Consider the following 14,115-nt stretch of genomic DNA (forward strand, 5'->3'; position numbering starts at 1 on the left):
CGTCATGTTCACTCCCCGGCTCCGCGTTGTCGTGCGCCCAGGAGCATCCGCCGCATCCCCTCCGCTTCGCGAGCTCTGAGCGCGACCGGTGACCCGCGAGCTCGGACGTCGCGCTTGAGAAGAACACGCCCCGGCGGGATCGCAGCCGCCGGGGTTCCGCATCCCAACTCCACGATCCCTGGGGAGACAGGCATGTATCACAGCAGCGGCAACTACGAGGCTTTCGCCCGGCCCCGCAAGCCCGAGCGGGCCGAACGGGTGCGTGCCTGGTTCGTGGGGGCCGGGCTGGCCTCGCTGGCCGGGGCGGCGTTCCTGGTGCGCGACGCGCAGGTGCCCGGCGAGCGGATCACGGTCCTGGAGCGCCTGAAGCTGCCCGGCGGCGCCCTGGACGGCATCAAGGAGCCGAGGAAGGGCTTCGTGATCCGGGGCGGGCGCGAGTTGGAGGACCACATGGAGTGCCTGTGGGACCTCTTCCGCTCCGTGCCGTCCCTGGAGGTCGAGGGCGCGTCCGTCCTGGACGAGTTCTACTGGCTCAACAAGGACGACCCGAACCGCTCGCTGCAGCGCGTCACCGAGAACCAGGGTCGCGACGCCGGTACCGACGGTCTGTTCGCGCTCGGCGACCGCGCCCAGAAGGACATCGTGAAGGTCTTCCTCGCGACCCGCGGGGAGCTCGAGGGCAAGCGGATCGACGAGGTGTTCGGCCGCGAGTTCCTGGACAGCAACTTCTGGCTGTACTGGCGCACCATGTTCGCGTTCGAGGAGTGGCACAGCGCCCTGGAGATGAAGCTCTACCTGCACCGCTTCATCCACCACGTCGGGGGCCTGCCGGACCTGTCGGCGCTGAAGTTCACCAAGTACAACCAGTACGAGTCGATGGTGCTGCCGCTGACCCGCTGGCTGATGGACCAGGGCGTGACCTTCCGGTTCGACACCGAGGTCACGGACATCGACTTCGACCTCACCGTGCGGCGCAAGCAGGCCACCCGCATCCACTGGCTGGACGCCGGACAGCCGGGCGGCGCGGACCTGGGCGAGGACGACCTGGTGTTCGCCACCATCGGCTCGCTCACCGAGAACTCCGACGAGGGCGACCAGCACACGCCGGCCCGCCTCGACCAGGGGCCGGCGCCGGCCTGGGACCTGTGGCGTCGCATCGCCGTCAAGGACCCCGCCTTCGGGCACCCCGAGGTGTTCTGCGGCGACATCCCCGCGAGCAAGTGGGAGTCCGCCACCGTCACCACCCTGGACGAGCGCATCCCCCGCCACATCCAGAAGATCGCCAAGCGAGACCCGTTCAGCGGCGGCGTCGTCACCGGCGGCATCGTCACCGCCCGCGACTCCGGCTGGCTGCTGAGCTGGACGGTCAACCGCCAGCCGCACTTCAAGCAGCAGCCCGCCGACCAGATCGTGGTGTGGCTGTACGGGCTGTTCGTGGACCGTCCCGGCGACTACGTCAAGAAGCCCATGCAGGAGTGCACCGGCGAGGAGATCACCCAGGAGTGGCTCTACCACCTCGGTGTGCCCGTTGCGGACATTCCCGTGCTGGCGGCCGAGGCGGCGCGCTGCGTGCCGGTGATGATGCCCTACATCACCGCCTTCTTCCTGCCCCGCCGCGCCGGTGACCGCCCCGCCGTCGTCCCCGACGGCGCGGTGAACTTCGCGTTCATCGGCCAGTTCGCCGAGACCGGCCGCGACTGCATCTTCACCACCGAGTACTCCGTGCGGACGGCCATGGAAGCCGCCTACCAACTGCTGGGCGTCGAGCGCGGCGTACCGGAGGTGTTCAACTCCACCTACGACATCCGCACCCTGCTGGCCGCCGTGAGCTTCCTGCGCGACGGCGCCGCACTCGACATGCCGGGCCCCGAGTTCGTCCGCAACCGCCTCCTCCACCGCCTGGAAGCCACCGAAGTCGGCCAACTGCTCGAAGAGTTCGACCTCCTCAAGCGCGACCAGCAGGACTGACACCGGGCGGGCCCGTCGCAACCGGACGGAACCGGACAGGACCGCACCGCACCGCACCGCACCAGCGCGCCTGCGATGCCGGGTGGTTGAGTTGCGACAGGCCCGCACCGGCAGGCCGGTTCACGATCCCGGTCACCCTGCCTACGGGCGGGCATGGGAGCGCGAGCGCCGAATGCCGGGTGACCGCCCACGGCCTGTCGGTCCCGGCCGATAGGTTGCCGGGCATGATCTCCATGAACACCAGGACCAGCCACGCGCGGACCGTCGAGCCGGCCACCGGAACGGGGCGCGACGCCGAGACCCGCGCCTGCGCCGGCACCGCTCCCGTTCGGGTCGTCCCCTTGTGGAAGGCGCCCTGCGCCCTTGCCCCGCAGGCATCCACGACGCGCTGAGGCACCCGACCGGCCCCCATCAGGCGCCGGCGCGGAGCGAGGTGACCGACCTGCGGCGGCGCAGCGACCGGGGCCCGTACGCGGCCGGAGCTGAACCTCGCCGTCGCCAACACCCTCGCAGCCGTACCGGGCCCCGACACGACAACTCCTTTACTGCTGCCGCCCGATCACGGACTTCACCCACCAGTGGCGTTGGCACCCGCCGACCACCAACACCGTACCTGCACCCCTCCCGAAGACCCCGGCTCGCCGGGCCGGGCTCTTCGGGAGGGGCCGCCGGTCAGGACCGCGCGGCAGGACGACCGCAGTGTGGTGCTCTTTCGCCGTGGCCCCGGCGGCCCGAGCGCCGCGAGCGGGAGAATTCACCGAATTTCCGGGAATTCGACGGGAAAGCCCAACGACCCGGAACAAAATTCGAGTGATCCGACGTTCCAGGCGGTGCCGCGAGGTTCAGAGATGCGAACTTCTTGCGGCGCCGGCAAGCCGTACCTGGCGAATTGAAGGAGGGGCACTCTCGTGTGTCTTCCTCGGATCCCGGTCGAGACCGCGAGCGGCCTGTTTCTGTTGTCTGCCAACTGCTGCGATCGGGTCCGGCGAATGCTGTGACACGCCCACTCGATAGGTGATTCCCTCACCCCCGGTCCGGCGGTCAGGACTCTGCTGCAGTGCTCCAACATTTCACCAACGGAGGACCAACGACGGCCGCATGAGGCACTCTGACCTGCTGCTATGAGCTCGTCATCGGCTTGTGGGCGGCGAACGTCCGGGAACTTCGGCGGGGGGAGCGCCGGGGTGGTTCCGCGCGAGACCGGGGGCGACGCCGCCGTCCGTCCCGCGGAGCGGTGAACCCCTTTCGTTCGCACTCCGTGCCGCTGATCGGCGGCCCCGCCCTCACCGATCCCGACCGGCGCCGGGGGGCGTCGGTGGCGTCGGGGAAATGAATTTCCGGCCCGGCCGACGGCGAATTGATCTCAACGTCTGGTGGAGCCGACCGGCGGTCTGCTATTCATTCTGCGGACCTTCGACATCCGGAGGCCTCATGAAGGAGCAGGAATTGCCTATCCCCCGTACGGGCAGGAGAGCGATGTGGCGCATAGCCGCGGTCGTCGCCCTCGCCATGGCCGCCGAGGCGGCCACCGTCGTACTGACGACCGGTGAGGTCGTCGCCGCCACACCCGCGTTCGTCGCACCCGCCGTCACCAGTGCCAACACGGCGCCGGGAACCCCGTTGTCCTGGGCGGTCTCCCCCGAGTCGGTGCACGGCGTGAGCGGCGTGCACTACACCACCAGCGCCACACCGACGCTCCGGGCGAAGGCGGTCGACGCCGACGGCGGGACCTACCAGGCGCAGTTCGAGCTGTCCGCGGACCCGGCGGTGGCCGACACCACGTACGCCTTCACCGGCATGTCGTCCGCGACCGCCTCCGGCGTCAACGCGCTCCTCACGGTCCCCGCCGGGCAGGGGCTGCCCGACGGCAAGCACCTGCGTCTGCGGGCCCGGGCCTACGACGGGACGGACTACAGCGGCTGGAGTGCCTACACGCCGTTCGTCGTGGACACCACCCGTCCCGCCGCCGCGACCGTCTACTGCACCGGGTACGGGGCGGGCACCTGGACGGCTCCCCGAACCGACGGTGCCACCTGCACGTTGGACACCGTCAGCGCGGACGGTCAGGGCTACGCCTGGGGGCTGGACGACGAGAGCACCCCGGAGCGGCTCTACGACACCACCGACGGGACCGGTGGCGACCCGCTGCAACTCGCGATCAACCCCGCGTCGGGCTGGCACACCCTCTACGTCCGGACCGTCGACGCCGCGGGCAACCTGACCGCCGCCGCGACCTCGTACAGCTTCGGGATCGGCGCCGACGGCGCCGCGCTGCTGACCCCCGTGGACGGGGACCGGCCGGCCCGCAGCGTGACGCTGTCCGCGATCGGCCGCACCTCGTACACCGGCGCCACCTACGAGTACCGCCTCGGCGACGCCGACAGCTGGAAGACGATCCCGGCCGCCGACGTCAGCGTCACCTCCAGCGGTGGCCCGGTCAGCTGGCCGGTCGCCGTGTCGGCCGGTCAGCCCGCCCCGCTGACCTGGAACCTGACGGGCACCCTCGCGAAGGACAGTGCCGTCCAGATCCGGGCCCGCTTCACCGACGGCACCACCACCGGCAACAGCCAGACGGTCAACGTGACGGTGGACCGCAACGCCGGCACGGCCCCGCAGCAGAGCGTCGGTCCGGGCAGCGTCAACACCCTCACCGGTGACTACACGCTCTCGGGCGCCGACGCGTCCGTGTTCGGGCTCGCCGTCACCCGCACCGCCTCCTCCCGTCGGCCGACGGCCGGCGCCGACCAGGAGGGACAGGTCGCGATCTTCGGGCCGGAATGGACGGCCGGCACCTCGGCCTCGGTCACGTCGACCTCGTGGTCCTTCGTCCAGCAGACCTCGGCCACCTCGGTCGCGGTGGTCCGTCCGGAGGGGATCCAGGTCAACTTCACCGCCGCCGCTGGCGGCGCCTGGACGCCCGAGACGGGAGCGGAGAGCCTGACGCTCACCGGCTCCCTCAGCGGCACCTTCACCCTCAAGGACACCGAGGGCGTCACCTCGACCTTCGCCAAGGTCGACGCGGCGTCGACGGTGTGGAACGCCTCGACCAGCTACCGGCCCACCGGGGAGTCGACCACCACCATCGTCTCCGAGAAGGTGGTCTCGGGCCCGTCCACCCTGGCCCGGCCCAAGTACGTCATCGCGCCCAGCACCGCCGTCCCCAACTCCACCTGCCAGAGCACGCCGGCCACCGCCGGCTGCCGCGTGCTGGAGTACGTCTACGCCACGGCCACCAGCGCGACCTCGTCCGCCCTGGGTGACTTCACCGGCCGGGTCAGCCAGGTGAAGCTGTGGGCGACCGACCCCGGGGCGACCAACGCCACCGCGACGGCCGTCGCCCAGTACGCCTACGACAGCGCCGGGCGCCTTCGCGAAGCGTGGGACCCGCGCCTGTCCACGCCGCTGAAGGCCGCCTACACCTACGACGGCGCCGGCCGCGTCGCCACCCTGACGACGGCGGGCGAACTGCCCTGGACGTTCGCCTACGGCACCGCCGGTGCCAGCAGCGTCTCCGGACCGGGCATGCTCCTCGGCGTCTCGCGGCCCACCCTGGCGCCCGGCACCACGGCGACGGTCAACGGCACCGCGACCACCAGTGTCGCCTACAACGTTCCGCTGACCGGCACCAAGGCGCCGCTGCAGATGGCTCCCGCCGACGTGCGGGCGTGGAACCAGAAGGACCTGCCGGCCAACGCGACCGCCATCTTCCCCGCGGACCAGGTCCCGGCCTCCCCGACCGGGGGCAACCTCAACGCCGGCGACTACACCCGCGCCACCATCCTCTACACCGACGCCTCCGGACGCCTGGTGAACACCGCCGAGCCCGGCGGCCACGTCACCACCACCCAGTACGACCGCTTCGGCAACACCGTGCGCACCCTCAGCGCCGCCAACCGCTCCGTCGCGCTCGGCCTCACCCCCGCCGACACGGCGGCGCAGGCCGAGCTCGGCATCGCCGGCCTGAGCACGGACGAGCGGGCCGAACTCCTCGGCAACTACTCGTACTACAACGACAAGGGCACCCGGCTCCTGGAGGAGTTCGGACCCCTGCACACGGTGGAGCTCACCAAGGACTTCAAGTCCGGCACCACCGTCCTCGCCCCGGCCGGCAGCGCCGTCGCCGCACGTTCGTGGAGCGTCAACGAGTACGACGACGGGCGGCCCACCGACGGCAGCGCGACCGTCGAGGACCAGCTCACCATCACCACGGCGGGCCTGCGCGTCAACGGCTACGACTCGTTGCTCGCCGACAAGCGGGTCACCGTGACCCAGTACGACTGGGCCAAGGGCCTGCCCACCCTGGTCACCCAGGACTCCGGCGGCCTCGGCCTCACCAACGCCACTGCGTACGACGCCCAGGGCCGCGTCACCGACGTCAGCCTCCCGGGAAACACCGGCGACGACGCCGGCACCAAGGTCACCGTCTACTGGGACGGCTCCGGGACCACCGCCAACTGGTGCAAGGGACGCCCCGAATGGGCCGGCCTGGTGTGCTGGACGGGCCCCGCGGGCGACATCACCGGTGGCGGCACCAACCCGAACGCCACGGTCGACTCCATCGTCACCTACGACCGCTACGGCAAGCCGCTGACCACGGTCGACACCTCCGGCAGCGCCGAACGCACCACGGCCCTCACCTACGACGCCGTCGGCCGGATCACCACCACCAAGATCACCAGCAACCTCGGCCAGGCCGTCCCCGAGGTCACCCAGGCCTACGACCCGCAGACCGGCCGGCTGCTCACCTCCACCTCCACCCTGGGCGGCACCGTCACCCGGGGCTACGACAAGCTCGGCCGCCAGGTCACCTACACCGACGCCGACGGCGCCACGACCACGACCAGCTACGACGCGCTGGACCGCCCGCTGGTCATCTCCGACAGCGTCCCCACGACCGTCACCTACTCCTACGACAACGCCAAGGAACCGCGCGGCGTACCCGTCAGCCTCACCGACTCCGTCGCCGGCACCTTCACCGCCACCTACAACCCCGACGGCTCCCTGGTGAGCGAGAAGCTGCCCGGCGGCTACACCCTCACCCGCAAGCAGGACCCCACCGGCGCCACCACCGTCCGCACCTACACCCGTGACAGCGACGGTGCGACCCTGCTCGCCGACACCGTCCTGCAGTCCGTGCACGGACAGGTCACCACCCACACCTCCAGCAACGGTGCCGGCTCGGTCCAGCGCTACTCCTACGACGGCGCGGGCCGCCTCAACCAGGTCCAGGACACCACCGCCGGAGCCTGCACCCTGCGCACCTACACCCTGGACAAGCGCGCCAACCGCGTCGCCCAGTCCACCGCCACCGGTGCCACCGGCGCGGCCTGCCCGACCAGCGGCACCACCACCAACCACACCTACGACAGCGCCGACCGCCTCACCGACACCGGCTACGTCTACGACCCCTTCGGTCGCACCACGGCGCTGCCGGGCACCACCAACGCCTACTTCAGCAACGACCTCGTCCAGCAGCAGACCACCGGAACCAAGCGCACCACCTGGACGCTGGACTCCAACCAGCGGATGCGCTCCACCAAGGCCGAGACCAACGTCTCGGGCAGCTGGACCGCAGGGGCGACGAGCGTCAACCACTACTCCGCGGACAACGACACCCCGCGCTGGATCACCGAGGACGCGGCCGGCACCGTCACCCGCAACGTCTCCGGTCTGGGCTCCGGCCTGGAGGCGCTCACCACCAAGACCGGCGACACCGTCCTGCAGTTCACCAACATCCACGGTGACGTCAACCTGCAGGTGCCGCTCGCCGCCGGCGCCACGCCCACCGCCGTCGACACCGACGAGTACGGCAACCTGAAGCCGGGAACCGCCACCAACCGCTACGGCTACCTCGGCGCCTACCAGCGCGCCTCCGACACCCCGTCCAACGTGACCCTGATGGGCGTTCGGCTCTACAACCCCACCACGGGCCGCTTCCTGTCCACCGACCCGGTCTACGGCGGCAACGCCAACTCCTACGAGTACTGCTCCGGTGACCCGGTCAACTGCACCGACCTCGACGGCCGCTGGAGCGCCTCAAGGACCTACTACTACTCCTGGGGCAGCGTCTACGGGCGCTACTGGTCCGCGTCCTCCTGGACCGGCACCGGCTGGGGCGGGGCCGTCTTCACCGCCAACTTCAACAGGCTCTGGACCTGGCGCATCGGCAACTACGGCTGGTACAGCTACACCATCATCGGCGGCATCACCGCCCTCGTCTCGGTGCTCGCACCGCCCGCCGCACCGGCTGCCATCGCGATCGGAGCCATCCTCGCCATCTACTGGGGCACCATCCAGCTGATCGCCAACTGGGCCTCCAACACCGGTCGCTGCCTCGGCATCGGCGGCGGGGCCGCGATCTACCACAAGTGGTACGTACCCGTCTACGCCCACGGCGCGTACGGGATCCCCTACCGTCGATCCTGCTGACAGGTCCCCCGCCTGAACCAGCCGCCCCGGGCACGCACTCCAGCGTGCCCGGGGCACCCGTCCGTCCGTACCCACCACGCAAAGGACGCACATGAGCCGACGCCGCGCACTCTCCAACGCCTGCTTCGCCGTCGCCCTCACCTCGGCCCTCGTCGCCACCGTCGCCACCGTCCTGTTCGGCTCCGCCTACGGAGCACCCGGCTTCTGGACCGCCTGCGCCTTCGGCCTCGTCGCCTGGCTCGCCGAACGGGGCCGGCGCGATGGAGCCCCCGTCGCCCCGCCTCACAACTGATCGTCCGGCTCGGCGACTTCGGGGGCCTGAGGCGAGAACGGCCGCGAGCCGCCGAAGCCCGACCACGGCGACGCCCCCCGTCAAGCCCTCCACCAGCGAATCGCCGTTTGGCCTGCGGGTGGCGTCCCGCTTCTCCTAGGGTGTCGGCTGGGTAGCACGATCCTACGGACGGAGTCGCTGAGTTGGACATCGGACTGGCGGACGCAGTGGCCGCTGTGCGGGACGAACTGCTGGAGGCCGCGGCGCGCGGGGTGGGCGAGGACGTGGCCTTCACGGTGGGGCCGGTGGAGATGGAGTTCGAGGTCGAGCTGCGGGCGGACGCCAACGCCGGCGGCAAGTTCCGGGTCTGGGCGGTGTCGGCGGAGGCGGGGGCCGGCGTCTCCCGCGGGCGCACGCACCGCGTCTCGTTCACCCTGACGCCCCGGAGCAAGGACGGCACGGACCTGCTGATCAGCGGCGCGGCCGACCGGCCGAAGGGCCCGGGGAACGTGACCGGTCGTCGCCTCGGCTGACCGGCACGGGCCACAGGGGGGCATCGGCGTGCGGGAGAGGCCTGAGGGGGCGGCATGGAGCAGGAACGCGCCGTGGCGGTCGAAGGACCGTCGGGCCGTGGATCGGGTTACTCGGTCGGGCCCCGGCTCGTCCTGACCTCGGCCCACGTCGTCCGCGACGCGGCGACCGTCGAGGTGTACAAGCCCGGGTCCGCCGGGACGTACCGCGGGCGGGTGGTGTGGCGCGGTACGAGCGGAGGCCGTGACGACGCGGCCCTGGTGCAGGTCACGGACGAGCGGTGGAATCCACCGGGGGACGCCGCGGCCCGCTGGGGACGGCTGGTGACCTCGCTGCCCGAACAGCGCTGCGAGACCTGGGGCGTCCCGGAGGCGGCCCAGGAGGGCCAGGACTACGTCGAGGCCAGACACGAGACGGGCTGGATCAACCCGGGGAGCGGGGTGGCCGGCAACCGGTACGTGATGAGCCTGAAGGGCACCCCGCCCACCTTGGACGACCGGCCCGGCCTGCCGTGGGGCGGCCTGTCGGGCGGCGCGGTGCTGATGGACCGGATGGTGGTCGGTGTCGTCGTCGCGGAGAGCCGACACTTCGGGCACGGCGAGGTCCAGGTCGTCCCCGCGTACATGCTGCACCTCGACCCGGACTTCCGCGCCGCACTGGAGCGGTACGGAGCCGACTCGCTCCTCCTCGAACCGGCCGAGTTCCGCGACCTGGTCGACGAGAGGTCCGTCGACCTCGCCGGGCCGAAGGGCTCGCCGTCGGCACTGCTGCAGGCCGAGCGGCAGGTGGTCGGGTTCCACGGCCGCGACGGGTTGCTGGAGGAACTGGTCGCCTGGTGCCGCGAGGACGGCCTGAGCGCCGTACTGCTGCACGCCCCCGGCGGCCAGGGGAAGACCCGGCTGGTCCGGGAGCTCGGGCGCCGCCTGACCGACCGCCGCCGGACCGAGGAGAGCGCTCCGGACGGGCTCCCCTGGGCGGTGGTCTGGCTGCGCACCGCCACGCACCCCGGCGACCTGCGGCTGGAGACGCTGCGGGAGACGGTGGGCCCGTTGCTGGTGGTGATCGACTACGTCGAGGGCCGCCTCGACCAGCTGTCGCTGCTGCTGGAGGCCGTCCGGGAGCGGCGGGTGCCGTTCAAGCTGCTCCTCGTCGCCCGGACCGCCGGCTCCTGGTGGGAGCAGGCCAGGAAGGCCAGCCGCGCGGCCGAGGACCTCCTCGGCGTCGCGCCGGTGGTCGAACTCCCGCCCCTCGCCGAGCAGGAGGGCGAGCGGGCGGCGCGGTACCGCGAGGCCGCCGAGGCCTTCGCTCGGGAGCTCCCGAACGTACGCGGCTACCAGGGCCCGGACTGGCCCGCGCTGGCCGCCGCCCTGCCCGTCCCGGACCTGAGCCGCGCCGGCTTCGAGAACATCCTGACCCTGCACATGACCGCCCTGGCCGATCTACTCGACCGGGGCACGCCGACCGGCAGCGGTACCCCGTCCGCGGGCCCGGGGCTGGCGAGCCGTAGCCCGGAGCCCGACGACGTCGAGACCCGAGTGCTCGGCCACGAGTCCCGGTACTGGAGCCGGACGCTGAAGCTGCTCGGATACCAGGACGGGGCGCCCGAGGGCGAGGCCTTCAAGGACGCCCTGGCGGCCGCGATCCTGCTCGGCCCGGAGGACCGCCGACAGGCCGACGGCGTCCTGCGCCGGGTGCCGGGCCTGCCCGGGGAGCTGCGCCTGCGCGGCGACGTGGACAGGTGGATCGCGACGCTCTACCCGCCGGACGGCACGGGCCGACGACCCTGGGGGACCCTGCAACCGGACCGGCTCGCCGAGCGCTTCGTCGGCGAGCGGGTCCTGCAGCACTGGCGCCTCGCCCCCGCCCTGGTCGACGGCATCGACCGGGCGGAGGCCGAACGGTTCCTGACGGTGCTGGCCCGTGCCGCCCACCACCGGCCGCTGGTCGGGCGGCTGGCCCCGCTGCTCGCGGAGCTGTGCACCGGACATCCGGACGCGCTGGCACTGCCCGCGATCGCCGTGGCGACCCAGGTCGAGGAGCCCGAGCCGATCCTGCACGGCCTGCGGGACCTGCTCGACGCGCCGTCCACCACCGCCGAGTCCCTGGCGGCCTGGGCCGCGGCCGTCCCGGACTTCTCCTACAACCTCGGGCCCTGGGCCGTCACCGTGCTGAAGCGGCTGGTCGAGGCCCGGCGCACGGAGGGCGGCGGCACGCCCGAGGAGGTGCTCACCCTCGCCGGCTACCTCCGCGGGCTGTCCAGGAACCTCAGCGAGGTCGGTGCGCAGACCGAGGCGCTCGCGGAGGTCGACGAGGCCATCGCCCTGCTGCGGCAGCTGGCGAAGGAGTGGGATCTTGCGGACCCCCATGGGGTGCGGGCGCGGAACGGTCTGGCGGCCTGCCTGAACAACCGGGCCAATTTCCTCGGTGAGCTGGGCCGGCGCCAGGAGGCGCTCGAAGCGGCCGAGGAGGCCGTCCGTGTCTTCCGGCAGCTGGAGACGGACGGCACCCTCGCGAACCCCACGCATCTGCTACGTTCCCTCGCCACCCTGGCCATCCGGCAGCAGGATCTCGGCTTCGGCCGGGAAGCGCTGGCAACGGCGGAGGAGGTCGTGGAGCGCCGGCGGCACCGGGCGCGCACCGGCGCCGAGGACGATCTGGCGGATCTCGCGACAGGCCTGAACAACCTCTCCCTGTGCCACACGGGCGAAGGCCGCCACGTGTCGGCGCTGGAACGGAGCCAGGAGGCCGTCGACCTGCTCCGGCCGCTGGCGGAACGCAAGCCGGACGCCTACCGGCCACTACTGGCCCTGGTATTGGGCACGATGTCGAGTTGCCTGGGCGACATGGGCCGGGCACCGGAGGCCCTTGCAGCGGTCCGGGAGGCGGTGGAAGTCCGGCGCCGGCTCGCCGAGCGGCGCCCGGACGCGTACACGGCGGATCTGGCGATGAGCCTCAACAACCTCGCCATCCGGCTGGCCGAGGTCGGCCACGGCAGCGAGGCGCTGGCCGCGATCGAGGAGTCCGTCGCTCTGTACCGTGTGCTGGCCGAGACCCGCCCCGCCGCCCACACCGACGATCTGGCCAGGGCCCTGAACGGCCTGGCGAACGAACTCGCGGACGCCGGCGACCAGGAGGGCGCCCTGCGGGCGGCCGAGGAGGCGGCCGAGCTCTACGGTGAACTCCACCGCACCCTCCCGGATGTCTTCGCTGCGGATCACGCGATGGCCCTGGTGTCCCTGGGCAACCACAGTGGTGAGGCGGGTCTCGCCGACGAGGCCCTCGCGGCGCCGGTCCGCGCCCTGGAGATCTACCGGTCGCTGCCGGAGGACCAGGCCGTCGCGGCCCGCCCCGACCTGGCCAAATGCCTGAACAACATCGGCGCCCAACTACGCTCCGACGGGCGGCCGGACGAGGCTCTCATCCGGATCGAGGAATCCGTCGCCCTCGGCCGTGAGCTGGCCGAGGCCAGTCCCGGGGCGTTCCGGACCAGCCTCGCCCGCTACCTGACTCACCAGGCCACGTGCCTGCAGGAGCTGGACCGACTGGAGGAGAGCGTGCCGATCGCGCTGGAGGCGGTCGAGGTCGCCCGGCCCCATGCAGGACTGCCCGAGCCGGCGTCCCTCCTCAACACGCTCAGCAGGCTGCTGCTGGCCGCCAGGCGGTCGACGGAGGCCCTGGCAGCCGTCGAGGCGATCGTGGCGGCGCGCCGCCGACTGGCCGAGATGGACCCCCTCCGGCACCGGCCCTCGCTGGCCGACTCCCTCCACCTGTTCACCAACCAGCTCGGCCGGCTGGGCCGGCTGTCGGACGCCGTCGTCGCCGCCGAGGAGGTGGTGGTGATCCGTCGGCACCTCCGGGACACGTCCGACACCGACGCCGAGCGGGCCCGGCTCGCCCAGGCTCTCGGCCAGTTCGGCAACCTGCTGGTCCGGGCGGACCGCCAGAGCGAGGCGATCGACCGGGTAGCGGAAGCCGTGGCACTGTGGCGCGGGCTGCCGGAGCCGGAACGCGCCGCCCACGCCACGGAGTCGGCCACCGCTCTCACCGCCTACGCGGGCCTGCTCTGGACGGTCGACCGGGCCGACGAGTCGCTGGCCGCGCTCACCGAGGCCGCCGCCTGCTTCCAGCTGCTCCCGGAGACCGAGCCGATCCACCACGCCGGGACGGCAATGACGCTGACCCTGCGAGGCAGCTTCCTGAGCGACCTCGACGATCCGGCGGCGGTGGAGGTCCTCGAACGCGCGGTGGCTGCCGCCCGGTCCGTCGGCGGTACCGGCATCGCGGCCTTCGAGAACATCGTGGCCGACGCGCTGGCCGCCCTCGCCCAGTGCCGGGCGGACACGGACCCCCCGCAGCCCGGGGCGCTCGAAGAAGCCACCGAGGCGATCGAGCTCTACGACCGGCTCGTCGAGGCCGAACCGGCGGTCTACGGACCCGGTCGGGCCAGGACGTTGCCCACCCTCGGAATCTGCCTCGCGCAGGCCGGACACACCGGGCAGGCCCTGGCGGTCGGTGCGGAGGCGGTGCAGCTGGCCCGGCAGGGGCTCGCCGACGGTCGGAACCTGGCGGACATGGTGCTCGCGGGCGCACTCCTGAGCCTGGTCAAGGTTCACCTGCTGGTGGACCACCGGCTGGACGTGGCCCGTACGGACCTGGACGAGGCGATCGTCCTCCTGGAGCACCGCGCGGAGCACGAACCCGCCCTGGTCGCGCCGGCCCTGCGCAAGGCGACGGAGCTGCGTGGCCGACTCACGGCCCGATCGGATCCGCCGGAATGAGCAGCCGACGCCCGGCCGACCCGCATGCCCCTGGAACCTGCCCGCCACCCTGAGCCATGCTCCCGCCCTTGACCACGTACCCCGCAGCCCGGTCTGCGGAACACCCGGAGCGGTCATAGCCTGACCACCAGAGGCCGC

At 72.1% G+C, this 14,115-nt stretch carries 6 protein-coding genes; all 6 read left to right on the forward strand.

Annotated features, from left to right (window positions below; translation table 11 throughout):
* The first annotated feature begins 192 nt into the window (after positions 1 to 192).
* The 6 genes from ACFTWP_RS17240 to ACFTWP_RS17265 all read left to right on the forward strand — a co-directional run bounded on the left by ACFTWP_RS17240 (position 193) and on the right by ACFTWP_RS17265 (position 13,977).
* Positions 193 to 1,968, forward strand: a complete 1,776-nt coding sequence (locus tag ACFTWP_RS17240) for an oleate hydratase (protein WP_380265382.1) — start codon at positions 193 to 195, stop codon at positions 1,966 to 1,968.
* A gap of 224 nt (positions 1,969 to 2,192) precedes the next feature.
* A complete protein-coding gene (locus ACFTWP_RS17245; protein ID WP_380265383.1) occupies positions 2,193 to 2,360 on the forward strand; it encodes a hypothetical protein in 168 nt (55 codons plus the stop codon).
* Between the two features lie 1,084 nt (positions 2,361 to 3,444).
* Entirely contained in the window at positions 3,445 to 8,397 is a 4,953-nt protein-coding gene (locus ACFTWP_RS17250; RefSeq protein WP_380265384.1) for an RHS repeat-associated core domain-containing protein, read from the forward strand.
* A 91-nt stretch (positions 8,398 to 8,488) separates the two neighbouring features.
* Positions 8,489 to 8,689, forward strand: coding sequence for a hypothetical protein (locus tag ACFTWP_RS17255; protein ID WP_380265385.1), 201 nt, complete (start codon positions 8,489 to 8,491; stop codon positions 8,687 to 8,689).
* A gap of 182 nt (positions 8,690 to 8,871) precedes the next feature.
* The gene (locus tag ACFTWP_RS17260) at positions 8,872 to 9,201 is read left to right on the forward strand and encodes a trypco2 family protein (protein ID WP_380265386.1); all 330 of its coding nucleotides are present in this window, start codon (positions 8,872 to 8,874) and stop codon (positions 9,199 to 9,201) included.
* A gap of 54 nt (positions 9,202 to 9,255) precedes the next feature.
* Positions 9,256 to 13,977 (forward strand): tetratricopeptide repeat protein, encoded by a 4,722-nt coding sequence (locus ACFTWP_RS17265; RefSeq protein WP_380265387.1) that lies wholly within the window; start codon positions 9,256 to 9,258, stop codon positions 13,975 to 13,977.
* Positions 13,978 to 14,115: the final 138 nt, after the last annotated feature.

This window comes from Kitasatospora sp. NPDC057015, assembly GCF_042673745.1.
GTDB lineage: Bacteria > Actinomycetota > Actinomycetes > Streptomycetales > Streptomycetaceae > Kitasatospora.